Here is a 24526-nt window from a genome sequence, read left to right as displayed (position 1 = left end):
CGGAGAGGGTGCGCACCCATGGCCAAGCAGAACGTGTCGGAACAGTTCGTCGACATCCTGGTACGGGCGGGGGTGAAGCGGCTCTACGGCGTCGTAGGCGACAGCCTCAACCCCGTCGTCGACGCCGTCCGGCGCAACTCCGCCGTGGAGTGGGTCCAGGTCAGGCACGAGGAGACCGCCGCGTTCGCGGCCGGCGCCGAGGCCCAGATCACCGGCACCCTCGCCGCCTGCGCGGGGTCGTGCGGCCCGGGCAATCTCCACCTCATCAACGGCCTCTACGACGCGCACCGTTCCATGGCCCCCGTGCTCGCCCTCGCCTCGCACATCCCGTCGGGCGAGATCGGCCTCGGCTACTTCCAGGCGACCCACCCGGAGCTGCTCTTCCAGGAGTGCAGCCACTACAACGAGATGATCTCCAACCCGCAGCAGATGCCCCGTCTGCTGCAGACGGCGATCCAGCACGCGATCGGCCGAGGCGGCGTCAGCGTCGTCTCGATGCCCGGTGACATCGCCTCGAAGCCCGCCCCGGAGAAGTCGGTCGAGCACGCCCTGGTCACCTCGCGGCCCTCCGTGAAGCCCGGCGACGAGGAGATCGAGAAACTCTGCCGGATGGTCGACGAGGCCAAACGGGTGACCCTGTTCTGCGGGAGCGGGACGGCGGGAGCGCACGCCGAGGTCATGGAGTTCGCCGGGCGGGTGAAGGCCCCGGTCGGCCATGCGCTGCGGGGCAAGGAGTGGATCCAGTACGACAACCCGTACGACGTGGGCATGAGCGGGCTGCTCGGCTACGGCGCCGCCTACGAGGCCACCAACGAGTGCGACCTGCTGATCCTGCTGGGCACCGACTTCCCGTACAACGCGTTCCTCCCCACCGATGTGAAGATCGTCCAGGTCGATGTCCGCCCCGAGCACCTGGGCCGGAGGTCCAAGCTCGACCTCGCGGTCTGGGGCGACGTACGCGAGACCCTGCGCGCCCTGACCCCGCGGGTGAAGGCCAAGACCGACCGCACGTTCCTCGACCGGATGCTGAAGAAGCACGCCGACGCGCTCGAGGGCGTGGTCAAGGCGTACACCCGCAAGGTGGAGAAGCACGTCCCGATCCACCCGGAGTACGTCGCCTCCGTCCTCGACGAACTCGCCGACGACGACGCGGTGTTCACCGTGGACACCGGCATGTGCAACGTATGGGCGGCCCGCTACCTCACGCCCAACGGCAAGCGCAGGGTCATTGGGTCGTTCAGTCACGGCTCGATGGCGAACGCCCTGCCGCAGGCGATCGGCGCCCAGTTCACCGACCGGAACCGGCAGGTCGTGTCGATGTCGGGCGACGGCGGATTCACCATGCTGATGGGTGACTTCCTCACCCTCGTCCAGTACAACCTGCCGGTGAAGGTGGTCCTCTTCAACAACTCCTCGCTCGGCATGGTCGAGCTGGAGATGCTGGTGGCGGGGCTGCCGTCGTTCGGAACGACCAACAAGAACCCCGACTTCTCGGCGATCGCGCGGGCGGCCGGGGCCTACGGGGTGCGGGTGGAGAAGCCCAAGCAACTGGAGGGCGCGCTCAAGGACGCCTTCAAGCACAAGGGGCCCGCCCTGGTCGACGTGGTCACCGATCCGAACGCCCTTTCCATCCCGCCGAAGATCAGTGCCGACATGGTCACCGGTTTCGCGCTCTCCGCCAGCAAGATCGTGCTGGACGGCGGTGTCGGCAGGATGCTCCAGATGGCGCGCTCCAACATCCGCAACGTGCCACGGCCCTGACCCGGCGCCCGGGCGGGCGCGGCCGGGGTGGGCGGCCACGGAGGCGCGGAGCTGACACCCGCGCCGCGCGGAGGCACCGGGCTCACACCAGCCGCAGCGCCCCGGGCCCGGCCCGGTCCGTGATGATCTCGACGAGGTCGTCGAAGAGGGTCGGACCGCGGCCCGCCCGGGCCTCGGCCAGTTCGCGTTCGACGCGCGCCCTGTTGGTGGGGTGCACCCGGGGGAGCAGGCGCTCCAGCCGACGGGCGGTCTCCTCATGGCCCAGCGTGCGCGCCGAGTGCGCGTGGTCGCGCCACTCGATGACGAAGGCGCCGTTCTCCGGGGTGCCGAAACCGCCTCCGAGACAGTCCGCGAAGGCGTCGAGACCGCGGCCGAAATAGCCGCCGGGACCGTTCACCGCCTCGCCGATCGCCTGCCAGAAGCTGTCCAGGCCGGTGATCTCCGAGCCGTCGAGCACATAGGTCACGGTCATGCGTGGAGCGTACAAGCGCGTCCTCTCCCGAAGCCGTCCCGGTGGTCCGCGCCGCAGGTGGGGGACTGCGGCGCGGACCGGTCCTGGGGAGTGCGGGTCAGCAGCCGTGGTCGACCAGGTCGAAGGACTCGTAGTGGTCCGCGGTGTAGTAGTCCTCCTCGGCCTCCTCACCCGTCACGATCCTGCGGGCGCCGCGGTCCGACGACCCGGGCGTGATGACCGTGTACTCGTGGTAGTAGCCCGTGCCCTGGCTCGGCAGGAGGGCCTCCCGGTTCTGGAAGACCGTGCCGTCCTGCTCGTAGGGGAACGGCCCTCCCGCATCGATGAGATCGAGGGTGTCGTGGGCCTGGGACGGCAGAGCGGAGTAGCAGACGCTGCCGACCGCGGTGGTCGAGGGAGCCGTCGCTGCCGAGGCGGTGACCGGTCCGCCGACGAAGAGGACGGACAGGAGGGCGGCGATGCCGCCGAGCGTGGTGATCCGTGGGGGGATTCGCATGCCCACCATGATGACGCGCGTAGATCCCCATCCGTCAACGCCAACTCGTGTGAATTTTTCGGAAGTTAACCGTGAGTACGAAAACGTGACGCGCCGGTCCGTGCGCGGGTTCGCGCCGCCGCGCGTTCACATGTTGACGCCTCACGACGCGTGACCGCTCGATTGCGGGGGCATGCATCCCGGGAAGTCGTTCGAGACATGACGTGACGAAACGGAATCCAGGGAGGCCGATCCAGCGTGCTTACGGGGGACATGGCGACGCGGCAGGAGAGTCCGCCGGCGCGGCTGCACCGCAGACTGGGGCACGCCGATCTGTCGGGCGTGGGGGAGATACGGGCCGCACTGCGGGAGTTCCTGGGTGCCCGTCGGCGGCCGGAGGAGACCGAGGTGGCGGAACTCCTGCTCAGCGAGCTGGTGACGAACGCGCTCATCCACACGAGGAACGGCGCGGTGGTCACGGTGACCTCCCTGCCCGCGCGACTGCGGGTGGAGGTGCGCGACTTCGTGGCGGGGCAGGAGCCCGCGCCGTACGTACCGAACGCCGACGACGGTACGCACGGCAGGGGGCTGCTCCTCGTCCAGAGCCTGGCGGACTCCTGGGGAGTCACCGCTCAGGCACTGGGCAAGGTGGTGTGGTTCGAGCTCGGCGCAGGGAAGTCCTGACGCTCAGCCGAACTGCTGCTCCAGGTCCTTGAGCTTCTGCTCCAGCGAATCGAGCCGGGGCAGGGCCTGGGTGTCGTCCTCGGCGGTGAGGTCGACGGTCGCGGGATCACCGCTCGTTGTCTGTGCCGAAGTACTCCTTGAATTCGAGCGGTTCACGGCTTGCAGGGATGGCCGGGGGCGCAATGGCAGTTGTCCCGGTTCTGTTATGGCAGGCTCCGCGACGGCCGGTGGGCCGCCTCCCGCTGCCGGGGCGATGGCCTGGACATCGACCACCTGGCGGCCGATGCGGCCGCTACGCCCCCAGACCCGGTTCTGCCGGTTCAGGGCCTTGATGTGAGCCCGGTCCAGCTTCGCCTGGTCCTTGCGGCGGTGCCGGTCCTGCTCCTTCTCCCGTCGGTCCTCACGCACCTCGTCCACCGCCTCGTCCAGTGTGCGCACGCCCTCGAGGAGCATCAGCGACCAGGCGCCGAAGGTCTCCCTGGGGGCACGCAGCCACCGGACGATCCGGATCTGCGGGAGCGGGCGGGGCACGAGGCCCTGCTCGCGCAGCGCCGCACGGCGGGTCTGCTTGAGCGCCCGGTCGAACAGCACGGCCGCCGAGAGCGACATCCCCGCGAAGAAGTGCGGGGCGCCCGCGTGGTCCATGCCGCGCGGTGCGTGCACCCAGTTGAACCAGGCGGCGGCACCGGCGAACGTCCACACCAGCAGCCGGGATCCCAGTGCGGCGTCGCCGTGGCTGGCCTCCCGCACCGCGAGCACCGAACAGAACATGGCGGCCCCGTCGAGGCCGAAGGGGACGAGGTACTCCCAGCCCCCGGAGAGGCTGAGGTTTTGCCGGCCGAAGCCGACGAGCCCGTGGAAGGAGAGGGCGGCGGCGACAGCGGCGCAGCAGAACAGCAGGACGTACGAGGCGGTGGCGTAGAGCGCCTCCTTGCGCCTGCGGCGCTCCTCGCTGCGTTCCCAGCTGTCGTCGGCCGCGGCTTTCCCAGCGGCGCGCTTGCCGCGCGCGACCACCGTCACCGCCGCCATGACTCCCACGAGCAGCACGGCGCCCGGAAGCAGCCAGTCAAGCGATATGTCGGTCAGTCTCATGCACGGTCCCTTGCGTCACGTAGGGCGTTTCCGCGCCATCGTGACGGAAAATCCGCCGCGCTCAGGGAGTTTCGGGGCAAGTGAACGCCATCGGGTCGGCTGGGCTCATCGTTGGGCGGAATCTTTTCGAATGCCCTCGCGGACAAGCCGAGTTGCGTTCGAACCCAGGTCGCCCGCCCGGGTGGTGTGAGCCGGTGCGCGCCTCAGGGGGCGGGTGTCAGCTTCCGCACGCGGTCGGCGTCGCAGGTGCGCGGACAGGTGACGCACGTGTCCTCGGGCCGCAGGGTGTAGAAGAGGCAGCAACTCGCGCGGTCGCGGGTCGGGAGCGATTCCCCGTCGGGGCCGGTCAGCTCGCGGAAGCCCGCCGTGCCCACGTACGGCTCGGTGGTGCCCGGAAGCAGGAGTTCCAGCTCCCTCATCGCGCGGCCCTCCTCGCCGAGGAGGTGGGCGACGTACCAGAGGCCCTCCACGATCTCGTCGGTCGCCATGCCCCACAGGGCCCGCTTCCCCCGTCGCATGCGCGGACGGAAGCCGTCCAGCACCGGGCCGATGTGCTGTGCCACGGCGTCGAGCACCTCGGCCCGCAGCGCGGCCTCGTCGGGGACGGTCCGGGCGCCCGGCAGCCCGGCCGCGGGGTCGTCGGGCAGGCAGGCGAACTCGCCGATCCGGACGGCGAGACGGCCCAGGCCCCGATGGAAGGAGACGTCCTCGACGGGAATCCGCGGAACCCGGCGGTGCGTGAACCACGGCAGGGTCACCAGGAGGCACGCGGGCCAGGCGTACCGGTGCAGCCCGAAGCTGGCCACCACGTCGGGGCGGGCCCGGGTGCCGTAGTCCCGCAGCACCTGCGCCTCGTCCCAGGCCAGGAAGCCGTCCAGCGCGGCGCCCCCCGCGGCGAGCTCGGCGGCACCGACCCATCCGCCGCCCGCGGGCGCCGCGACGCCGTCGCCGAGCACCTCGGCGCGCAGACCGGGGAAGACCTCGGCGAGACGCGCGTACGCCGCCGTCAGCGGGGACGGGGCGGTGGCGGTGAGCAGAGCGGGCACGGTCATACGGGGACCACCGAATCACGATCTATTACAGGTAAGCCTTACCTTACCCGAAGTGATCGGTGTTTGAACTGAGGCCTGCTCCGCCTATCGTGCACAGGGGGCCCGGCGCGCGCGAGCCGGCCCCGCCGGTGCGAGGAGGATCCGATGGAGCAGGGCAGAGCGCGCGAGGACACGCGGTCGTACGCCCCCACGGGCACCCCGCCGGGCGTCCGCGTGCCCGCGCAGGCGCGGGGCGAGCACACCCACAGCGAGCCGCCCGCTCCCCGTGTCGTCCAGCGGCACTCCGTACGCGGACAGGTCCTCGACGCCCTGCGCGCCGCGCTCGTCGACGGGGAGCTGACCCCCGGGCACGTCTACTCCGCCCCGGCGCTCGGCGCCCGCCTGGGGGTGTCAGCGACCCCGGTGCGTGAGGCGATGCAGCAGCTGGCCCTCGAAGGCGCTGTGGAGGTCGTGCCGAACCGGGGATTCCGGGTCAGCGAGCGGGGTCCCCTGGACCTGGCGGAGCTGGCCGAGGTGCGCGCGCTGATCGAGGTCCCCGTCATGCTGCGGCTCGCCCGCACCGTCCCCGCGGCCGGCTGGTGCGCGCTGCGCCCGCTGGCCGACGCAACGGTCACGGCGGCCGCCGTGGGCGACCGTGCGGCCTATGCGGAGAGCGACCGCGCCTTCCACCGGGCCGTGCTCGCGCTGTCCGGCAACCAGCAGTTGGTGTCGGTCGCCGACGACCTCCACCGCCGGTCCCAGTGGCCCCTGGCCGACAGCCCCGCGGGCCGCCCCGCCGAGCTGCTCGCCGACGCCGCGGAACACACCGCGCTGCTGGACGCGCTCATCGCCCGGGACCTCCCGGTGGTGCAGTCCCTCGTGCGCGAGCACTTCAACGGCGCGGACGCCTGATCCCGCCGCGCCGGGGCGCCCGGCGGGATCCGGCCCGTCAGTTCGCCCCGACGGTCTCCGGGGCGGGTGGTTCGAGACGGGGGGCGAGCCAGGTCGGTACGCCACCCAGCAGCCGGAACAGCCGGCCCGCCTCGGCGCGCAGCCGGGCCGCGGCCTCGGGTTCCACCTCGGCGTCCGCGAGCGAGATGAGCGCCGGGGCCGTACCGACGAGATAGCCCAGCTCCTCCCTTATCCGCAGCGACTCGGCGAAACCGTGCCGCGCCTCCGCCAGCTCACCCTCGCGCAGGGCGAGCGAGGCGAGGTGCCGCCAGGTGAAGGAGAGCAGGAGCTCGTCGCCCCGTGCCATGGCGCCGGAGTGCGCCCTGCGGTAGGCGGCCCGGGCGGACTGGGGGGAATCGGCGATGTTCTGGGCGATCAGGCCCCGGCGGAAGTCCAGCAGCGGGCGGCCCGGCGCCGCGGGGGAGAGCAGGGCGGCGGCCCTGCTGAGCGCCACGCTCGCCTCGTCGGCCCGGTCACGCGCGCCGAGCAGGGTCGAGGCGTAGGCGAGATAGCCCCGCTCGCAGGCCGCCGCCCCGCGCTCGGAGTCGTCGTGGGCGAGCGCCTCCGCGGTGCGCAGGGCGTCCTCCGCGTCCGTCCAGCCGACGCCGGTGTACAGGCACCGCTCGGTCAGCAGCGAGGTCCGCTGGAGGGCGGCCGCGGGGTCGGTGGCCGCGTGGGGTTCGAGCAGCGCGGCGGCGTCCGTCCAACAGGCGCGTGAGCGCAGCCGCCATACCGCGGTCTGGAGCGGAGGATCGTCATCTGCTGTCGTTCCGGAACCAGACATGGCGGTATGCGCCACGTTGCCCTCCCCGAGCGCGCCATCGAGCTGTGGAGGCCGGCGGGCGGGCGCCCGGCGGCCAGGGTCTGCGCGCATCTCAGCACGGAATGGCACGCCGGGCCAAGGGGTGGGATCAATGTCAGGTGAAAGTTTTCACAATCGCCCGCGGCCCGGGAGGGGTGTGGGAGGCCCGGAAGATCAGCTCATACGCAGGGCGAGGAAGAAGTCGAGCTTGTCCTCGAGGCGCGAAAGGTCACGGCCCGTCAACTGCTCGATGCGGCCGACGCGATAGCGCAGTGTGTTGACGTGGAGGTGCAGCCGGGCGGCGCAGCGGGTCCAGGACCCGTCGCAGTCCAGGAAGGCCTCCAGTGTCTCGATCAGCTCCGCGCGGTGGCGCCGGTCGTAGTCGCGCAGCGGGTCCAGGAGCCGGGCGGTGAAGGCCCGGCGGACGTCGTCCGGGACGAAGGGCAGCAGCAGGACGTGCGAGGCGAGCTCGTGGTGGCCGGCCGCGCAGACCGGCCCCGGCCGGGCCGCCGCGACCCGGCGGGCGTGCCGGGCCTCCTCCAGGGCGCCGCGCAGCCCCTCGGCGGAATGCACGGCGGCGCTGACACCCAGTGTCAGGCGGCCGTCGTCCGCGAGGCCGGCGGTGAGGGGCGCCCGGACCGCGTCGAGCAGGGCGTCGGCGTGCAGTGCGGTCCCCTGTTGATCCGGGGAACCGGCACCTTCCGCGGTGTCGCCGTCGTCGGACTCCGCGGGGGGCGCCGCGGTCAGCGGCACGAGGGCGATGGCCTCCTCGCCCGTGTGTGCCACGGCGATCCGGTCGGCCGAGTCGGGGCCCGTCACCGCCGGATCGACCAGGATCTCCTCCAGCAGCGCCTGCGCCGCCTGGCCGGCCGGGGCATCCGTGCCCTCCGCCGCCCACTCGACCCGTGCCACCACGACCTGCCAGTGCGGAGCCGTGCCGACACCCGGCAGCAGGACCGGTGCGGCCACCCGCAGCCTGGCCGCGATCTCGGCCGGGGCCGCGCCCGTCTGGACGAGCTCCAGGACCTCCTGGGCGAGCCTGCGGCGTACCGCGCGGGCCGCGTCGCGGCGGTCCCGTTCGACAGCGATCAGCTGGGTCACGCCCTGGAGCAGGTCGAGCCGTGCGTCCGGCCAGTCTCCCGCGTCGGCCGCGACGGCCAGCAGCCAGTCCGAGAGCACGGACGCGCGCACGTCGCGGGGCGGGGCGGGCAGGGCGCCCCGCCCGGTGTTCCGGACCGGGAACAGCGAATAGGCCGTGCCGTCCACCTCCGCCCGGTGCGGCCCGGGGCGTCCGGTGCGGGTCGCCGCGAGATGCTGTGCGGCCAGCTCCGCGCCGATCCCGGGGGAGAGGGGCTCGCCCGCTCCGGCGATCTGCCGGCCGGTGGGGGACAGGACCCAGGCGCGCAGGTCCAGGTCGGAGGTGAGGAGGTCGAGGACCACCTCGGGACCGCCGCCGGCGGGGCCGGACGTCATCAGCCTGCGGTGCCGGTCGACGACGGCCGCGAGGTCGCCGGCCCGCTCGCCGGACACCTGGCGCACCACGTGCTCGGTGATCGTCGCGAACGCCACCGTCTCGTCGACCGCGAAGAGGGGGAGCCGGTGCCGCAGGCACGCCTCGACCATGTCGTCGGGGACGGCTCCCAGCTCCGCCTCACCGGCGGCCAGGCCGGCGACCCCGGCGTTCGCCAGGATCCGGATGAACGGTTCCGAGTCCGAGGCGTCCCGGCGCCACGCCAGCCCGGTGAGGACCAGTTCACCGCCGGAGAGATACCGGCTGGGATCGCGCAGGTCGGTCGTCATGACACCCCGGACCGAGCGGTCCAGCTCGTCCTCGCCGCAGAGCAGCCGCAGCCCCAGCGCCTCGGTGTCCAGCAGTGCGCGCAGCCGCATCGTCGATTGCCGCCGATCTCTTCGTTGGTGCGGGGGACGACGGGGGTGACCTGTGAGTTGCGGTGAGGTTACCGGTACCCGCCATTCGTTCGAATCTACAAGACAGTGACGGGGACCAGCCAATTCCTTCATGGTTTCGGTGACTGCACCGAGTGGAGCAAGGCTTGTGTACTGAGTCACACACCGCGTCAAACAACACAGGAACGAATCCTGCAGGGCCGGCCGTCCCCAGCCCCAGCCGAACGACCCGATTGAGAAGAAGAGAGCCACTCATGGACTTCCTTCGCCCCGCCAGCTGGGAGGAGGCGCTCGCCGCCAAGGCCGAGCACCCGACGGCTGTGCCCATCGCGGGTGGCACCGACGTGATGGTCGAGATCAACTTCGACCACCGGCGGCCCGAATACCTCATGGACCTCAACCGCATCGGTGAGCTGTCCGAGTGGCAGGTGGGCCAGGACGCCGTACGCCTCGGAGCCTCCGTGCCGTACAGCGCCGTCATGGAGAACCTCCGGGCCGAGCTGCCCGGTCTCGCCCTCGCCTCGCACACCGTCGCCTCGCCGCAGATCCGCAACCGCGGCGGCGTCGGGGGCAACCTGGGTACCGCCTCGCCCGCCGGGGACGCCCACCCGGCGCTGCTCGCCGCCGGCGCCGAGGTCGAGGCCGCGTCCGTACGGGGGACGCGGATGATCCCGATCGACGACTTCTACACGGGCGTCAAGCGCAACGCCCTCGCCCCGGACGAGCTGATCAGGGCCGTGCACATCAAGAAGGCCGACGGACCCCAGCAGTACTCCAAGGTCGGCACGCGCAACGCGATGGTCATCGCCGTCTGCGCCTTCGGCCTCGCGCTCCACCCCGGGACCCGCACCGTGCGCACCGGCATCGGCTCCGCCGCCCCGACCCCGGTACGGGCGAAGGAGGCCGAGGACTTCCTCAACGCGGCCTTGGAGGAGGGCGGGTTCTGGGAGAGCGGAAAGATCATCACCCCCTCCGTCGCCAAGCAGTTCGCCCAGCTTGCCGCAGGCGCCTGCAACCCCATCGACGACGTACGCGGCACCGCCGCCTACCGCAGGCACGCCGTCGGCATCATGGCCCGCCGCACGCTGGGCTGGACCTGGGAGCAGTACCGCGGAGCGGGACGCACCCTCGAAGGAGCTGCTTAACCATGCGAGTGAATTTCACGGTCAACGGCCGGAAGCAGGAAGCCGACGACGTCTGGGAGGGGGAGTCCCTCCTCTACGTCCTGCGGGAGCGCATGGGCCTGCCCGGTTCCAAGAACGCCTGTGAACAGGGCGAATGCGGTTCCTGTACGGTCCGCCTCGATGGTGTGCCGGTCTGTTCCTGCCTCGTCGCGGCCGGCCAGGCCGAGGGCCGGGAGGTCGTCACGGTCGAGGGCCTCGCGGACTACGCCAAGCACCGCGACGACGCGCACCCCGGAGCCGGATGCGCCGCCGGCGCCTGCGGAACCTCCCTGGACGCCGCTCAGCGCTGGCAGGCCAAGCCGACCGACGCCCGCAGCGCCGACGCGGCCGACCTCTCGCCCGTGCAGCAGGCGTTCATCGACGCCGGCGCCGTGCAGTGCGGCTTCTGCACCCCCGGCCTGCTGGTCGCCGCCGACGAACTGCTGGAGACGCAGCCCTCCCCGTCCGACCAGGACATCCGTGAGGCGCTCTCCGGCAACCTCTGCCGCTGCACCGGTTACGAGAAGATCCTCGACGCGGTCCGCCTCGCGGCCGCCCGTCAGGAAGAGGCGGTCCGATAGCCATGGCTCTGCACCCACGAGCCGCGTCCGTACCGGCCGGCACCCCGACCAAGATCACCCAGGGGTCCCAGACCCCGGGCGGCATCGGCGAGTCCACCCTGCGCCCCGACGGAACCCTCAAGGTCACCGGCGAGTTCGCGTACTCCTCGGACATGTGGCACGAGGACATGCTGTGGGGCCACACGCTCCGCTCCACCGTCGCCCACGCCGAGATCCGCTCCATCGACATCGGTGAGGCCGTCGCGACGCCCGGCGTCTACGCCGTGCTGACCTACGACGACCTGCCCGCGGAGATGAAGAACTACGGGCTGGAGATCCAGGACACCCCCGTACTCGCCCACGGCAAGGTCCGCCACCACGGCGAACCCGTCGTGATCGTCGCCGCCGACCACCCCGAGACCGCCCGCCGCGCCGCCGCCAAGATCAGGATCGACTACGCCGAGCTGCCGCTCGTCACCGACGAGGCGTCGGCGACCGCGCCCGACGCGATCCTGGTCCACGAGGGCCGCGACGACCACCACATCGGTCACGTCCCGCACCCCAACATCGTCCACCGCCAGCCCATCGTCCGCGGCGACGCCGACGCGGCCGCCGCGCGGGCCGACGTGATCGTCACGGGCGACTACGTCTTCGGGATGCAGGACCAGGCCTTCCTCGGCCCCGAGTCCGGCCTCGCCGTACCGTCCGAGGACGGCGGCGTGGAGCTCTACGTCGCCACCCAGTGGCTGCACTCCGACCTCCGCCAGATCGCCCCCGTCCTCGGCCTGCCCGAGGAGAAGGTCCGCATGACGCTCTCCGGCGTCGGCGGCGCCTTCGGCGGACGCGAGGACCTGTCGATGCAGATCCACGCGTGCCTCCTGGCGCTGCGGACCGGCAAGCCCGTCAAGATGGTCTACAACCGCTTCGAGTCCTTCTTCGGACACGTCCACCGCCACCCCGCGAAGCTCCACTACGAGCACGGGGCGACCAAGGACGGCAAGCTCACCCACATGAAGTGCCGGATCGTGCTGGACGGCGGCGCCTACGCCTCCGCCTCCCCGGCCGTCGTCGGCAACGCCTCCTCCCTCGCGGTCGGACCGTACGCCGTCGAGGACGTCGACATCGAGGCGATCGCCCTCTACTCCAACAACCCGCCCTGCGGCGCCATGCGCGGCTTCGGCGCGGTCCAGGCGTGCTTCGCCTACGAGGCGCAGATGGACAAGCTCGCCGCCGCCCTGGACATGGACCCGGTCGAGCTGCGCCAGCTCAACGCCATGGAGCAGGGCACCCTGCTGCCCACCGGGCAGCCCTGCGACTCGCCGGCACCCGTCGCCGAACTGCTGCGCCGCGTCAAGTCCCGCCCCCTGCCGCCCGAGCAGCAGTGGCTCTCGGCCGACGCGGACGGCAGCTCCGTGGACGTACGCGCCCTGCCCGGCGGCCTGTCCAACACGACCCACGGCGAAGGAGTGGTGCGCGGCGTCGGCTACGCCGTCGGGCTGAAGAACGTCGGCTTCTCCGAGGGCTTCGACGACTACTCCACCGCCCGGGTCCGCATGGAGGTCATCAACGGCGAGCCCGTGGCGACCGTGCACACCGCCATGGCGGAGGTCGGACAGGGCGGCGTGACCGTCCACGCCCAGATCGCACGCACCGAGCTCGGCGTCAGCCAGGTGACCATCCACCCGGCTGACACCCAGGTCGGCTCCGCCGGCTCCACCTCCGCCTCCCGGCAGACGTACGTCACCGGCGGCGCCGTGAAGAACTCCTGCGAGGCCGTCCGCGAACAGGTCCTGGAGATGGGCCGCCGCAAGCTCGGCACCTACCACCCGGCCTGGGCCACCGCCGAACTCCTCCTGGAGGGCGGAAAGGTCGTCACCGACGCCGGCGAGGTGCTCGCCTCACTGGCCGACGTGCTCGAGGGCGAAGCGGTCGACGTCGAGCTGGAGTGGCGCCACCGGCCCACCGAGGCGTTCGACCTGCGCACCGGACAGGGCAACGGCCACGTCCAGTACTCCTTCGCGGCGCACCGCGCGGTGGTGGAGGTCGACACCGAGCTCGGCCTGGTCAAGGTCATCGAGCTCGCCTGCGCCCAGGACGTCGGCAAGGCGCTCAACCCGCTGTCGGTCGTGGGCCAGATCCAGGGCGGCACCACCCAGGGGCTGGGTGTCGCCGTCATGGAGGAGATCATCGTCGACCCGAAGACCGCGAAGGTGCGGAACCCCTCCTTCACGGACTATCTGATCCCCACCATCCTCGACACACCGACCATCCCGGTCGACGTGCTCGAACTCGCCGATGACCACGCCCCGTACGGGCTCCGCGGCATCGGCGAGGCCCCGACCCTGTCGTCCACCCCGGCCGTCCTCGCGGCGATCCGGAACGCGACGGGCCTGGAGCTCAACAGGACCCCGGTGCGCCCCGAGCACATCACCGGAACCTGACGGGCTCCCCCAGACCCTCCGGGCGGTGCGTGCCTGCCGTGAACGTCACACTTCCCCGCGCCGCGCACCGTCCGGAGCCATCGCACGACCGCACCATCTGCACGAAGAGTTCGCCTCGGGCCGTCCCCCGGGTCGTGCGCCTCGCAGCATCCCAAATCCCGCAATCACCAGAGCTCCACGCGGGTGCCCCTGTGAACCTTGGGAGTCAGGCAACATGACCCAGCAGTCAGTGGAACCCAGGACGAGCGCGGAGGACGCGGGCCCCGGCTCGCGCGTCCCCGCCGGACGGTCCTGGCTCGACCGGTACTTCCACATATCCGAGCGAGGCTCGACCGTCGCACGCGAAGTGCGCGGCGGCGTCACGACCTTCATGGCCATGGCGTACATCCTCCTGCTCAACCCGCTCATCCTCGGCGGCGAGGACGTCGACGGCCAGTTGCTCGGCCAGTCCGGACTCATCACCGCCACCGCCCTCGCCGCGGCGGCCACCACCCTGCTGATGGGCTTCATCGGCAAGGTCCCCCTCGCGCTCGCCGCCGGCCTCAGCGTCTCCGGGGTGCTCGCCTCGCAGGTGGCCCCCGCCATGACCTGGCCGCAGGCCATGGGCATGTGCGTGGTCTACGGTGTGATCATCTGCCTCCTGGTGGTCACCGGTCTCCGCGAGCTGATCATGAACGCGATCCCGCTCGCGCTGAAGCACGGCATCACCATCGGCATCGGGCTCTTCATCGCCCTCATCGGCCTGTTCAAGGCCGGGTTCGTCCACAAGGGGGAGGCGACGCCCCTCTCCCTCGGCCCCGCGGGCGAACTCGCCGGCTGGCCGGTGCTCATCTTCGCCGTCACCCTGCTGCTGATCTTCATGCTGCAGGCGCGCAACGTCCCCGGTGCCATCCTGATCGGCATCGTCGCCGGAACCCTGGTGGCGATCGTCGTCAACGCCGTGGGAGACATCGACCCGAAGGCGTGGAGCAGCGGCCCGCCCGAGCTGAGCGGCAGCGCGGTCTCCTCACCCGACTTCTCGCTCTTCGGGAACGTGGAGTTCGGCGGCTGGGGCGACGTCGGCGTGATGACGGTCGGCATGATCGTGTTCACGCTCGTCCTGGCCGGCTTCTTCGACGCCATGGCCACCATCATCGGTGTGGGCACGGAGGCGAAGCTCGCGGACGACAAGGGCCGGATGCCCGGCCTGTCCAAGGCGCTGTTCATCGACGGCGCGGGCGGTGCGATCGGCGGTGTCGCCGGAGGCTCCGGCCAGACCGTGTTCGTCGAGTCGGCGACCGGGGTCGGGGAGGGTGCCCGCACGGGGCTCGCCTCCGTCGTCACCGGGCTCTTCTTCGCCGCCTGCCTCTTCTTCACCCCGCTCACGGCGATCGTTCCGGCCGAGGTGGCCTCCGCCGCCCTGGTCGTCATCGGCGCCATGATGATGCAGAACGCCCGGCACGTGGACTGGGCGGACCGCTCGGTCGCCGTCCCGGTCTTCCTCACCGTCGTCCTGATGCCGTTCACGTACACGATCACCACCGGTGTCGCCGCGGGCGTCATCTCGTACACGGCCATCAAGCTCGCCCAGGGCAGGGCACGCGAGGTCGGCGTCTTCATGTGGGTCCTGACACTGGTCTTCGTCGTCTACTTCGCCCTGAACCCCATCGAGAGCTGGCTCGGCGTCAAGTGACGCCCGCCGTGCCCTCCACACCTCACCCATAGGGAGACACGCCATGCTGGACATCGCCGAAGAGCTCCACCGGTGGGTCGGGCAGGGACGCGTGTTCGCCGTGGCCACCGTGGTGGCCACCGGCGGCAGCGCGCCCCGGCAGCCGGGTGCCGCCCTCGCCGTGGACAGCGACGGCACGGCCGTCGGTTCCGTCTCCGGCGGATGTGTGGAGGGCGCGGTGTACGAGCTGTGCCGGCAGGCGATCGAGGACGGCACCCCCGTCCGCGAACGCTTCGGCTACAGCGACGACGACGCCTTCGCGGTAGGTCTGACCTGCGGCGGCGTCATCGACATCCTGGTCACACCGGTGAGCGCGGACGACCCCGCGCGCCCGGTGCTCGCCGCCGCGTTCGCCGCCGCCGCCCAGGGGACGGCGGCGGCGGTCGCCCGGGTCACCGAAGGGCCGGACGATCTCCTCGGCCGGCCTCTGCTCGTCCGCGCCGACGGCACGTACGAGGGGGGCCTCGGCGGCCACCCCGAACTGGACCGCACGGCCGCCGCCGAGGCCCGCGCCATGCTCGACGCGGGCCGCACCGGCGCCCTCACCATCGGAGCCGAGGGCTCCCGCTGCGGAAGCCCCCTCACCCTGCTCGTCGAGTCGAGCGTCCCCCCGCCCCGGATGATCGTCTTCGGGGCCATCGACTTCGCCGCCGCCCTGGTACGCGCAGGCCGCTTCCTCGGCTACCGCGTCACCGTCTGCGACGCCCGCCCCGTCTTCGCCACAGCGGCCCGCTTCCCGGACGCCGACGAGATCGTCGTCGACTGGCCGCACCGCTACCTCGCCACCACGGACGTCGACGCGCGCACGGTGCTCTGCGTCCTCACCCACGACGCCAAGTTCGACGTCCCGCTGCTGGAGCTGGCCCTGCGGCTCCCGGTCGCCTACGTCGGGGCGATGGGCTCCCGCCGCACCCACCTGGAGCGCAACGACCGGCTGCGCGAGGCCGGCGTCACCGAGCGCCAACTGGCCGCGCTGCACTCGCCCATCGGACTCGACCTCGGAGCGCGTACACCGGAGGAGACGGCACTCTCCATCGCGGCGGAGATCGTCGCGGACCGGCGCGGCGGCAGCGGTCTGCCGCTGAAGGGCGCCCACACCCCGATCCACCACGACAACGGCACGCCCCTCGCCTCGGTGGCCTGAACCGGACCCTCGCCTGCCGGCCACCGCGGGCGGGTTGCCGCCACGGCGGCTTCACGCCAGGGGGGAAGCGGTCCGCAGCCCCGGATTTACCGGTAGATCAGCTGCATGACATTTTCCCTCTCCTCCGTTTCCGGCCGGGCGAGACCCGCTCGCGCGGGACGCAGGGCGCTGCTCATAGCGACCTCGGTCGCCCTCGTGAGCGGCGTCATGCTCCCCGCGGCGGGTTCCGCGACCGCCGCCCCGAAGCCGTCGACCGCCGAGGACCGCCATGGATCCGGGCCCGCGCGCGACTACGACATCACGCTGGTCACCGGCGACGTCGTCCACTGGACGGACGGCGCGGGCGGCCAGGACACCATCACCGTGGACCGCCCCGAGGGCGCTCCGGGCGGTGTGCACGTGCAGCAGGCGGGCGAGGACGTCTTCGTCATCCCCGACGAGGCGAGTGCCCTGATCGCGGCGGAGAAGCTGGACCGGCGGCTGTTCAACATCTCGACCCTGGTCGAGATGGGATACGACGACCGGAACTCCGGCGGCATCCCCCTGATCGCCACCTACCCGGTGAGCAAGGCCCGTTCGCTTCCGGCCGCCCCTCGCGGCAGCAAGAGCGTGCGCACGCTCGAATCGGTGAACGGTGCCGCGCTGAAGGCCGGCAAGGACGACGCCCGCGCCTTCTGGAACGACATCTCCCGTACGGAGACGAGCCGTTCGCTGGACAACGGCATCGCCAGGCTCTGGCTCGACGGCAAGGCCGAGGCGGCGCTCAAGGACTCCGTGCCGCAGGTGAACGCACCGCAGGCCTGGGCGGAGGGCTTCGACGGCAAGGGAACCACGGTCGCCGTCCTGGACACCGGCATCGACGCGACGCACCCGGACGTCAAGGACCGCGTCAAGGAGTCCAGGAGCTTCGTGCCCGGCGAGGAGGTCGTCGACGGGAACGGCCACGGCACGCACGTCGCCTCCACCATCGCCGGCTCGGGTGCGGCGTCGGACGGCGCCAACAAGGGGGTCGCCCCCGCCGCCGACCTGATCGTCGGCAAGGTCCTCGGTGACGAGGGCTCCGGCGCGGACTCCGGCATCATCGAGGCCATGGAGTGGGCGAAGGCCGAAGGCGCCGACGTCGTCTCCATGAGCCTGGGATCCAGCGTCCCGGACGACGGCACCGACCCGATGGCGCAGGCGGTCGACGCCCTCTCCGCCGACGGCGGTCCGCTGTTCGTGATCGCCGCGGGCAACGCCTACGGGGCGGGGACCATCGGCTCGCCCGGTTCCGCCGCGAGCGCGCTGACCATCGCCGCCGTCGACAAGGAGGACGGCCGGGCCGGGTTCTCCTCCATGGGACCGCTCGTGCGTTCCCACGGGCTGAAGCCCGACCTGTCCGCACCCGGCGTCGACATCAACGCCGCGGCCTCGCAGTCGGTCCCCGGCATCGAGGGCATGTACCAGCAGATGTCCGGTACGTCGATGGCGACCCCGCACGTCGCCGGTGCCGCGGCCGTCCTGAAGCAGCGTCACCCCGACTGGTCGGGCCAGCGCATCAAGAACGCGCTGATGAGCTCGTCGAAGCAGCTGCCCGGCTACACGCCGTACGAGCAGGGCACCGGGCGCCTCGACGTCAAGGCTGCCGTCGACACGACGATCGAGGCCACCGGCTCCGTCGAGGTCGCGTCGTACGACTGGCCGCACAGCGCCGAGGACGCCGTCGCCGAGCGGACCGTCACCTACCGCAACACGGGTGACCAGGACGTCACGCTGAAGCTGGCGACCGACACGGCCGCCGCCTACACCCTGTCGACGTCCGAGCTGACCGTCCCGGCCGGCTCCACCGCAGAGGCCGTCCTCTCGATCGACCCGTCGAAGGTCGCGAACGACACCCAGTTCTCCGGCCAGGTCGTCGCGACCGACGCCTCCGGCACGACGGTGGCCCACACCGGCTTCGCCGTGAACAAGGAGCAGGAGCTCTACGACCTGACCCTGCGCCTGCGCGACCGCAAGGGGAAGCCGATGGACGGCGCCGTGGTCTTCGCCGCGCTCGGCGACCCGCAGCTCGGCGTCGTCCAGGTCTCCGGTGAGAGGACACTGCGGCTGCCTCCGGGCAACTACACCGCCTGGGCCTCCGTCGACATCGACGGGGACCGCGCAGACTCGAAGGCCGTGGCCTTCCTCGCGGCTCCCGAGACGATCCTGGACAAGGCCACCACGGTCACCCTCGACGCCTCGAAGGCCCGCAAGGTCAGTGTGCGCACCCCGAAGGAGACCGAGACCCGCCAGTTGAGGTACGACATGGCGCGCACGTCCCCGGACGGCGTGGTGCAGCGGGACGCGTACCAGATCCCGCCGACCTACGACCAGTTGTGGGCCTCCCCGACCAGGAAGGTCACCCAGGGCGGCTTCAGCTTCCTGACCCGCTGGCGCCAGGGCGAGAAGATGATCGACGTCTCCGCGGGTGGCGAGGACGTTCCCGTCATCGCCCAGCGCGGCTCCTTCGTCGCGGAGGACAGCCGGCAGGCGTTGTCCGCCGTCTTCGCCGGCAACGGCGCCGCAGCCGACTTCAAGGGACTGAACGCCAAGGGCAGGGCCGTCGTGGTCACCCGCAGCGACGCCGTGCCGCCCGCCGACCGGCTGGCCAACGCGCTCGCCGCCGGCGCGCAGGCACTGTTCGTCGTCAACGACGGCCGCGGGGTCGCGATGGAGTCGTACCTGCCGTACGGCGAGGAGAGCGCCATCCCGGTGGCCGCGGTGCGGCGGATCGACGGCGAGCCGCTGATCAAGGCGGCCCAGCGGGGCAAGCGGATCAGCGTCGACCAGAAGAAGTTCGCCGGCTACGTCTACGACCTGGTGGACCGTCACGACGGAACCGTCCCGGACCGCTCGCTGGCCTTCGCGCCCTCGGAGCGGCAGCTGGCGAAGGTGGAGAACACCTTCTACGGCCACAAGGAGACACTGGGCGGCGGCTACCGCTACGACATCCCGGACTACGGCCCGGGCCTCGGCTTCGAGGAGTACGAGCAGTTCCCGGGCACCCGCACCGAGTGGGTCACCCCGCTTCCGGGGAGCTCCTTCTGGTACGAGAACCACTCCGTGCTCACCGCCGACTCCGGTACGGCGCACGAGGTGCGCAGCGCGGAGCTGGACTACACGGCGGGCCGGACCTACCGCGACGAGTGGTTCGCACCGGTGACCGGACCCCGCCTCGGCACCGGCTACTGGGGGCCCTTCCGCACCGAGTCGAACGACATCCAGTTCAACATCACGCCGTGGACGGACTCGGGCGAAGGCCACTCCGGCTCGATGCCCGAGGACGAGTACGACACCACGTCCTACGCCTTCTACCAGGGGGACACCCTGATCAAGAAGGGTGCGGGACGGGCGGGTCAGGCCTGGGACCAGTCGGCCGAGAAGCTTCCCTACCGGCTGGTCATCGACGCGAAGCGGGACGAGGCCACGTGGAAGACCTCGACGCGGACGCACTCGGAGTGGGACTTCCGATCCGGGGCGCTGCCCGAGGGCACCTACCAGGCCGACATTCCGATGCTCCAGGTCGACTACGACATCGACACCGACCTGGCCGGTGACGTCAGGGCCGGCAGGTCCGTCGAGATCGGCCTGGAGTCCGGTACCCAGGCGTGGCTGGACGGCGCGGTGAAGGCCACCAAGGCGTCCCTGTCGGTCAGTTACGACGAGGGCAAGACCTGGAGCGCGGTGAAGCTGAGCAAGGAGGCGTCGGGGGAGTGGACCGCGACGGTGCGGACTCCCGCCAAGGGCGTGTCCTCGGTCTCGCTCAAGGCGCACACCGAGGGCCCCGGCGGCCTGGCCGTGAACCAGGAGATCATCAGGGCCTTCGGCCTGAAGTGACCCGCTGAACGGACCGGTCGAGGTGGTTCCGCACCCCGCGAGGGGGTGCGGGACCACCGTTGCCGTGCGGAGGGTACCGGTCCGCTCACCTCCCGAAGCGTGCCAGGCAGTGCCACACCCGCTTGAGGGCCTGCGGATCGTGACGCCCCGTCCGGGCCGCCTCCCCGATGATCCGCGCGTCGAGGAACCCCCCGACCGCGAGCGTGGCGCCGAGCTCGACGTACTCGGGACCCCGGTAGCCGGGGTGGCGCCTCAGCTCACCGACGGAGAGCCGGAATCCGCCGTGCCACTCGACGGGGCAGGGCAGCGCGCCGGCCGTCTCCTCCACCTCGGTGCCCCGGAAGCACGGGTCGAGGACCAGGGCCTCCACATCGCGGTCGAGCCGGACCGTGCGGTGCACCTGCGCCTCGATGTAGTCGTCCAGTACATCCGGCGCCGCCGCCTCGGCGAGTGCGACGAGCCGGTGCCCGGCCGCTGCCACACCGAAGTCGGACGGCTCCAGGAAGCTGTCGGGGTAGCAGAACGTGGCGTGCGCCAGGGCCCCGGCACCCAGCCTGAGATACGCGGAACCGAACCGGGGCGCCGCGCCGTAGGGGCAGTGCCGGAAGTCCAGAGCGCCGTACACCGGACGCTCGTGGGCGCTCGCGCCGTCGTAGGCGCCGCCGAAGATCCGGCTCTCCCAGCGCCACCGGTCGCCGCCGGGGTGGGCCGTGAGGCCGCCGTTGCTGGTGCCGGTGACGAACTGCGAGACGTACACGCCGTCCTCGGCCAGCCGTTCCAGGACCGTACGGCCACCGCTGACCCGGTCGGGGTGGAAGTTCAGCGTCACGCGCAGGGACGGGTCCAGCGGCGGACCCGTCGAGAGCGAAGCCACGTGCGTCAGTGCGTGCGTCCGGGGGTGCGGGATGTCGGCGCTCATCGGCCGAGTCTGCCGGAGCGCCGACCGCGGGGCACGCGATTTCAGCGGCGGCGGGCCGCCTTCTCACGCGCCTTGCGCCTCGCCACCGTGTACGTCGACCAGTCGCCCCTGTGCCGGTCGCACCGTGACGCCTCCTTCATCGCCAGCCGTCGGCAGCGTGTGCCCTTCTGGGTGAGTGCTCCACATGCCGGCTGCGTACGAGCCATGTCCGACCGCCCCCTGAGCTCTGCTGTTGTGCCGGCCGTGTGCCGGCAGAGCCCAGGTTCGCCCGGCGGAGCGGCGCGGCGGAAGGCGCAACCGGGCCCTGCGGATGCGCTCCGGAGCGAACGGGCGGTCAGGCCGCCGCGTCGCCCTGCCCGGCGGTATCGGCCCGCCGCTGCTCCTCGACGCGCCGCTTGGCCTCGTCCCAGCCGATCGGCAGCCGGCCGACCGGTGTCTCCCAGAAGGTGAACGTCGACGACAGCATCGTGGGCCGGAGGGCGGTCATGATGCCGCGGTGCGGCTCCGCGCGGGCGAAGGCGTAGAGGGCGTCGCGGCTCTCCCAGGCGGAGAGGGTGTAGAAGACCCTCCTGCCGGGCTGGGCGATGAGCGAGGCGCCGAAGGCTCCCGGTGCGGAGCGCACCTGCTTCCACGCCGCCAGCGACTTCAGGAAGAAGCGCGGTACGTCGCGCAGCGAGCGGACCTCGAACCGCGAGGCCATGACGACGGTCGTGCCGTCGGACGGGGGAGGCTGGGGGATGGTCCACGGGAGCGTCGGCATCGCACTGCTCACCTTCATTATGGATAGTGATGCTTCCTGCTCTCCATATTAGAGGGCTGGATCCGCCCGTGCCGGGTAAATGCCCGAAGAGCCGGCCGCCCGCTGCCCCGGAGCTGACAGCGGGCCCCGCGCCGGCCGGAGTCCCTTCTGCGGCGGGGCGCTTCGTGGCGGTCCTCGATGCGGGCGGCGTCGCTCGTGCACGCCTTCCGCGGCGCATGGCTCGGGTCTGCGGCTCAGCGGGGTCTGCGGCTCAGCGGGGTCTGCGCGATGCCCCGGCGAACGTCCCCCGGCGGGCCCGGCGCCAGGCGTTCGGCCTCAGGTCGCGCCGTCGGCCGTCCGCAGCAGGCGCAGGAACGCCTTCAGACCGGTGATGATCTCCTGGTTGTCCGTCAGGCGATCGACCGTGGACTCGAATTCACGTGCCAGCGCGGCGATCCTCCGGTCGGCCTCGTCCGCGCGGCCGTGTACCGAGACGTTCAACGCGTCCGTGGTGCGCCGGAGTTCGCCCAGTGCGCGGTACTGCTCCTCCGCCTTCTCCTCCAGGGCCCGAGTGCCCGCGTGCAGCCGGGCCACCTCCTCGCGCAGCTCCAGGACGTCGTCACGCGGGAAGGTCACGTCCTTCAGCAGGGTGCCCAGCCGCCGCCGCAGCTGTCCGAAGTAGGCGCCGGCCGGTCTGAAGACCGTACTGAGCAGGAAGAAGCCCGCGAACCAGTACCCCGTCACCGCGCCCGTCGCCGCCGTGACCGCCACGGTCAGGGCGGCGGTCAGCGCGTGTCCGCCCACCGCCACCCGGAGCATCAGCCGTGCGATCCGGGCCGCCTCGGTGTCCCGCTCCTTCGGTACCTCCAGGCCCTTGGAGCGGCTCACGCCGATCTCGGCCAGCACCGCGTGCGCCCGGAAGTAGAGATTCCAGGGCACCGTCAGCAGGAGGAGCAGCCACAGCAGGCTCAGCACCCCCGCCGCCGCGCCCAGCAGCAGCGAGGCGGGCGCCCCCGATGTGTACGCCAGTGCCACCGCTCCGGCCACCACCGCCGCCGCGAGCAGCGCTCCGATGAACCGCCCCATGCCGTCTCCCCCCGACCGGCGCCCGGAAGGCGCCCCGCCCCGTGTCCCCGCCCTGCCCGGCGGCCCCGTCCGTCATCGTTCCGGCGGTACGGGGCCGGGGCATGAGTACGGGTACTCAGCGGGCGGCGGCGGGGCACGGGGCCCGGTCGGAGGCGGGGATCATCGTCCGGACTGGAGCGCCGCCCAGGTGTTCGGCCCCACGGCGCCGTCGACCGCCAGGCCCCGGCTGCTCTGGTAGCCGCGCACGGCCGTGTCCGTCGCCGTGCCGAACGCCCCGTCCACGGCCAGGGTCTTGCCCAGCGCGGCGGTCAGCGCGCGCTGCAGCCGCTTCACCGCCTCGCCCGAGCTGCCCTTGGCGAGTGCCGGCGTGGTGCCGGCCGAGAGCAGCGCGGTCCAGGTCTTCGGCCCGACCGTGCCGTCGGCGGTCAGCCCGCGGGCCGTCTGGAACGCCTGCACGGCGCTCTTCGTGGTGGCGCCGAAGATCCCGTCCGCGGTTCCCGCCTCGTAACCCTGCTGGTTGAGCAGCGTCTGCACGGCCTTGACCTGGCTGCCGGTCGAGCCGGACGTCTGGGTCGTGTACGAGGTGAAGGTCAGCCCGTCGGCCCCGCTGTCGGAGCCGCCGATCAGCTGCATGTAGTAGGTCCAGTTCCAGTTGACGCCCGGGTCGGTGTGGTCGTTCCCGGGGGCCTCGCTGTGCCCGATGACGTGGGCCCGGTCCTTGGCGATGCCGTACCGGTCGCACAGGTACTTCGTCAGTGCCGCCGAGGAGCGGTACATCGTGTCGGTGAACCACGACGGGTTGTCGATGAATCCCTCGTGCTCGATCCCGAGCGACGAGGCGTTGGCGCTCTTGGCGTGGTACGCGGTGTCCTTGTCCCGGACCATCTGGGTGATCTGGCCGTCCGAGGAGCGGACCACGTAGTGGGAGCTGACCTTCGAGGTGGCGTTCTGGAACCAGCTGATGGTCCCGGCGTACGACCCCTGCGTCACGTGGATCACCACCTTGTCCACCGTCGCCGTACGGTTCACGGCGAAGTTGGCCGAGTTGGCGGCCACCCAGAGGGCCGGAGGGTAGTCCGGGCTCTGGGCGGTGACGTCGGCCTTCGCGAGAGGGCCCTTCTCGGGGGCGACGGGGCGGGAGGTGACGGAGACCTTCTCGCCTCCGGCGACGGTGGCCCGCAGCCCCTCCGCGAGGAAGCTGTAGACGGTGTCGGCGTAGAGGGCGGCGATGGCTCCCTCCGCCGCGCTGTAGCGCGCCACGGCCGGGTACCAGGCGTCGATGTCGGCCCGCTCGGCCTTGTCCAGGCCCAGCGCGTCGGCGTGGTCCCGCAGCACGGCCGCGCCGCCCAGGATGTTCGCCCCGGTGTCCTCGCGCAGAACCGCCGTGGACTTGCCCGTCAGTGCGGCGGCCTTCTCCAGGGAGTGGTTGACGGGATTGCTGACGAGGTGCATCACTCCGTAGCCGTTGTCCTGGCTGGGGAGCCCGGAGTGTCCGTCCAGATGCGTCTCGCCGTAGCCGACGGCGGCGAGGAGGTCACGGGGTACGCCGTACTTCGCGGCGGCCTGCTGGAGGGCGTGGTTCATGGGGTTCGCGTCGGCCGGCGCCGCGCCGGCCGGGTGGCCGGCCGCGACCAGGGCGGTTGCGGTGAGAGAGGCCAGAACGGCTGCACGGCCTCGGGTGTGGCCGGCGGGGCGTCGGGGCATACCTGCTCCAGGTCTCGTGGGGAGAGGA

At 71.8% G+C, this 24526-nt stretch carries 19 protein-coding genes; 9 read left to right on the top strand and 10 right to left on the bottom strand.

Annotated elements, in window-relative coordinates; genetic code table 11:
* Positions 1 to 18: 18 nt before the first annotated feature.
* A complete protein-coding gene (locus ACIRJR_RS18610; protein WP_403781462.1) occupies positions 19 to 1761 on the top strand; it encodes a pyruvate dehydrogenase in 1743 nt (580 codons plus the stop codon).
* Between the two features lie 82 nt (positions 1762 to 1843).
* On the opposite strand, the gene ACIRJR_RS18605 is transcribed toward ACIRJR_RS18610, so the two are convergent.
* Together ACIRJR_RS18605 and ACIRJR_RS18600 are read right to left on the bottom strand one after the other, a co-directional pair.
* On the bottom strand, positions 1844 to 2233 hold the full coding sequence (locus tag ACIRJR_RS18605; protein ID WP_403781459.1) for a barstar family protein: 390 nt from the start codon (positions 2231 to 2233) through the stop codon (positions 1844 to 1846).
* 97 nt (positions 2234 to 2330) lie between these two features.
* The gene (locus ACIRJR_RS18600; protein WP_403781456.1) at positions 2331 to 2729 is read right to left on the bottom strand and encodes a ribonuclease domain-containing protein; all 399 of its coding nucleotides are present in this window, start codon (positions 2727 to 2729) and stop codon (positions 2331 to 2333) included.
* 252 nt (positions 2730 to 2981) lie between these two features.
* On the opposite strand from ACIRJR_RS18600, the gene ACIRJR_RS18595 reads away from it, so the two are divergent.
* Positions 2982 to 3392, top strand: a complete 411-nt coding sequence (locus tag ACIRJR_RS18595) for an ATP-binding protein (RefSeq protein WP_403781935.1) — start codon at positions 2982 to 2984, stop codon at positions 3390 to 3392.
* 3 nt (positions 3393 to 3395) lie between these two features.
* On the opposite strand, the gene ACIRJR_RS18590 is transcribed toward ACIRJR_RS18595, so the two are convergent.
* Positions 3396 to 4484, bottom strand: a complete 1089-nt coding sequence (locus ACIRJR_RS18590) for a DUF2637 domain-containing protein (RefSeq protein WP_403781453.1) — start codon at positions 4482 to 4484, stop codon at positions 3396 to 3398.
* Positions 4485 to 4687: 203 nt separating this feature from the next.
* Positions 4688 to 5536, bottom strand: coding sequence for a (2Fe-2S)-binding protein (locus ACIRJR_RS18585; protein ID WP_403781450.1), 849 nt, complete (start codon positions 5534 to 5536; stop codon positions 4688 to 4690).
* A gap of 144 nt (positions 5537 to 5680) precedes the next feature.
* Here ACIRJR_RS18585 and ACIRJR_RS18580 point away from each other — a divergent pair, with 144 nt between their 5' ends.
* On the top strand, positions 5681 to 6427 hold the full coding sequence (locus ACIRJR_RS18580) for a GntR family transcriptional regulator (RefSeq protein ID WP_403781448.1): 747 nt from the start codon (positions 5681 to 5683) through the stop codon (positions 6425 to 6427).
* Positions 6428 to 6464: 37 nt separating this feature from the next.
* On the opposite strand, the gene ACIRJR_RS18575 is transcribed toward ACIRJR_RS18580, so the two are convergent.
* Together ACIRJR_RS18575 and ACIRJR_RS18570 are read right to left on the bottom strand one after the other, a co-directional pair.
* Complete coding sequence (locus tag ACIRJR_RS18575) at positions 6465 to 7250, bottom strand: hypothetical protein (RefSeq protein ID WP_403781445.1); 786 nt, start codon at positions 7248 to 7250, stop codon at positions 6465 to 6467.
* Between the two features lie 192 nt (positions 7251 to 7442).
* Positions 7443 to 9158, bottom strand: a complete 1716-nt coding sequence (locus tag ACIRJR_RS18570) for a PucR family transcriptional regulator (RefSeq protein WP_403781442.1) — start codon at positions 9156 to 9158, stop codon at positions 7443 to 7445.
* 272 nt (positions 9159 to 9430) lie between these two features.
* On the opposite strand from ACIRJR_RS18570, the gene ACIRJR_RS18565 reads away from it, so the two are divergent.
* The 6 genes from ACIRJR_RS18565 (at position 9431) to ACIRJR_RS18540 (ending at position 20050) form a co-directional block, all read left to right on the top strand.
* Positions 9431 to 10321: an FAD binding domain-containing protein gene (locus ACIRJR_RS18565; protein WP_403781439.1), complete on the top strand. Its 891-nt coding sequence runs from the start codon at positions 9431 to 9433 to the stop codon at positions 10319 to 10321.
* 2 nt (positions 10322 to 10323) lie between these two features.
* Positions 10324 to 10920: a (2Fe-2S)-binding protein gene (locus ACIRJR_RS18560; RefSeq protein ID WP_403781436.1), complete on the top strand. Its 597-nt coding sequence runs from the start codon at positions 10324 to 10326 to the stop codon at positions 10918 to 10920.
* 2 nt (positions 10921 to 10922) lie between these two features.
* Positions 10923 to 13340: a xanthine dehydrogenase family protein molybdopterin-binding subunit gene (locus tag ACIRJR_RS18555; protein ID WP_403781433.1), complete on the top strand. Its 2418-nt coding sequence runs from the start codon at positions 10923 to 10925 to the stop codon at positions 13338 to 13340.
* A 214-nt stretch (positions 13341 to 13554) separates the two neighbouring features.
* Entirely contained in the window at positions 13555 to 15012 is a 1458-nt protein-coding gene (locus tag ACIRJR_RS18550) for an NCS2 family permease (protein WP_403781431.1), read from the top strand.
* Positions 15013 to 15055: 43 nt separating this feature from the next.
* The gene (locus ACIRJR_RS18545; RefSeq protein WP_403781428.1) at positions 15056 to 16195 is read left to right on the top strand and encodes an XdhC family protein; all 1140 of its coding nucleotides are present in this window, start codon (positions 15056 to 15058) and stop codon (positions 16193 to 16195) included.
* 207 nt (positions 16196 to 16402) lie between these two features.
* Positions 16403 to 20050 (top strand): S8 family serine peptidase, encoded by a 3648-nt coding sequence (locus ACIRJR_RS18540; RefSeq protein ID WP_403781932.1) that lies wholly within the window; start codon positions 16403 to 16405, stop codon positions 20048 to 20050.
* Positions 20051 to 20135: 85 nt separating this feature from the next.
* Here the strand turns inward: ACIRJR_RS18540 and ACIRJR_RS18535 are convergent, their stop codons facing one another.
* The 4 genes from ACIRJR_RS18535 to ACIRJR_RS18520 all read right to left on the bottom strand — a co-directional run bounded on the left by ACIRJR_RS18535 (position 20136) and on the right by ACIRJR_RS18520 (position 24498).
* A complete protein-coding gene (locus tag ACIRJR_RS18535; RefSeq protein ID WP_403781425.1) occupies positions 20136 to 20969 on the bottom strand; it encodes a DUF3626 domain-containing protein in 834 nt (277 codons plus the stop codon).
* A gap of 334 nt (positions 20970 to 21303) precedes the next feature.
* Positions 21304 to 21729: a DUF3291 domain-containing protein gene (locus ACIRJR_RS18530; protein WP_403781422.1), complete on the bottom strand. Its 426-nt coding sequence runs from the start codon at positions 21727 to 21729 to the stop codon at positions 21304 to 21306.
* Positions 21730 to 22044: 315 nt separating this feature from the next.
* Positions 22045 to 22794 carry a hypothetical protein gene (locus ACIRJR_RS18525; protein WP_403781419.1) on the bottom strand — a complete coding sequence of 250 codons (750 nt, stop codon included), beginning with the start codon at positions 22792 to 22794 and terminating at the stop codon, positions 22045 to 22047.
* Positions 22795 to 22953: 159 nt separating this feature from the next.
* On the bottom strand, positions 22954 to 24498 hold the full coding sequence (locus ACIRJR_RS18520; RefSeq protein WP_403781416.1) for a peptidoglycan-binding protein: 1545 nt from the start codon (positions 24496 to 24498) through the stop codon (positions 22954 to 22956).
* Between the last annotated feature and the right edge of the window lie 28 nt (positions 24499 to 24526).

The sequence above is a fragment of the Streptomyces sp. NPDC102402 genome (assembly GCF_044765765.1).
Taxonomy (GTDB): domain Bacteria; phylum Actinomycetota; class Actinomycetes; order Streptomycetales; family Streptomycetaceae; genus Streptomyces.
This window is presented reverse-complemented; position numbering and strand designations above follow the sequence as displayed.

What these genes read in the sequence shown, in the direction of transcription:
- ACIRJR_RS18590 (WP_403781453.1), bottom strand. Translation starts at nt 4,484, where the DNA reads ATGAGACTGACCGACATATCGCTTGACTGGCTGCTTCCGGGCGCCGTG.
- ACIRJR_RS18605 (WP_403781459.1), bottom strand. Translation starts at nt 2,233, where the DNA reads ATGACCGTGACCTATGTGCTCGACGGCTCGGAGATCACCGGCCTGGAC.
- ACIRJR_RS18580 (WP_403781448.1), top strand. Translation starts at nt 5,681, where the DNA reads ATGGAGCAGGGCAGAGCGCGCGAGGACACGCGGTCGTACGCCCCCACG.
- ACIRJR_RS18570 (WP_403781442.1), bottom strand. Translation starts at nt 9,158, where the DNA reads ATGCGGCTGCGCGCACTGCTGGACACCGAGGCGCTGGGGCTGCGGCTG.
- ACIRJR_RS18610 (WP_403781462.1), top strand. Translation starts at nt 19, where the DNA reads ATGGCCAAGCAGAACGTGTCGGAACAGTTCGTCGACATCCTGGTACGG.
- ACIRJR_RS18560 (WP_403781436.1), top strand. Translation starts at nt 10,324, where the DNA reads ATGCGAGTGAATTTCACGGTCAACGGCCGGAAGCAGGAAGCCGACGAC.
- ACIRJR_RS18535 (WP_403781425.1), bottom strand. Translation starts at nt 20,969, where the DNA reads ATGAGCGCCGACATCCCGCACCCCCGGACGCACGCACTGACGCACGTG.
- ACIRJR_RS18530 (WP_403781422.1), bottom strand. Translation starts at nt 21,729, where the DNA reads ATGCCGACGCTCCCGTGGACCATCCCCCAGCCTCCCCCGTCCGACGGC.
- ACIRJR_RS18585 (WP_403781450.1), bottom strand. Translation starts at nt 5,536, where the DNA reads ATGACCGTGCCCGCTCTGCTCACCGCCACCGCCCCGTCCCCGCTGACG.
- ACIRJR_RS18540 (WP_403781932.1), top strand. Translation starts at nt 16,403, where the DNA reads ATGCTCCCCGCGGCGGGTTCCGCGACCGCCGCCCCGAAGCCGTCGACC.
- ACIRJR_RS18565 (WP_403781439.1), top strand. Translation starts at nt 9,431, where the DNA reads ATGGACTTCCTTCGCCCCGCCAGCTGGGAGGAGGCGCTCGCCGCCAAG.
- ACIRJR_RS18520 (WP_403781416.1), bottom strand. Translation starts at nt 24,498, where the DNA reads ATGCCCCGACGCCCCGCCGGCCACACCCGAGGCCGTGCAGCCGTTCTG.
- ACIRJR_RS18600 (WP_403781456.1), bottom strand. Translation starts at nt 2,729, where the DNA reads ATGCGAATCCCCCCACGGATCACCACGCTCGGCGGCATCGCCGCCCTC.
- ACIRJR_RS18545 (WP_403781428.1), top strand. Translation starts at nt 15,056, where the DNA reads ATGCTGGACATCGCCGAAGAGCTCCACCGGTGGGTCGGGCAGGGACGC.
- ACIRJR_RS18555 (WP_403781433.1), top strand. Translation starts at nt 10,923, where the DNA reads ATGGCTCTGCACCCACGAGCCGCGTCCGTACCGGCCGGCACCCCGACC.
- ACIRJR_RS18550 (WP_403781431.1), top strand. Translation starts at nt 13,555, where the DNA reads ATGACCCAGCAGTCAGTGGAACCCAGGACGAGCGCGGAGGACGCGGGC.
- ACIRJR_RS18595 (WP_403781935.1), top strand. Translation starts at nt 2,982, where the DNA reads ATGGCGACGCGGCAGGAGAGTCCGCCGGCGCGGCTGCACCGCAGACTG.
- ACIRJR_RS18525 (WP_403781419.1), bottom strand. Translation starts at nt 22,794, where the DNA reads ATGGGGCGGTTCATCGGAGCGCTGCTCGCGGCGGCGGTGGTGGCCGGA.
- ACIRJR_RS18575 (WP_403781445.1), bottom strand. Translation starts at nt 7,250, where the DNA reads ATGTCTGGTTCCGGAACGACAGCAGATGACGATCCTCCGCTCCAGACC.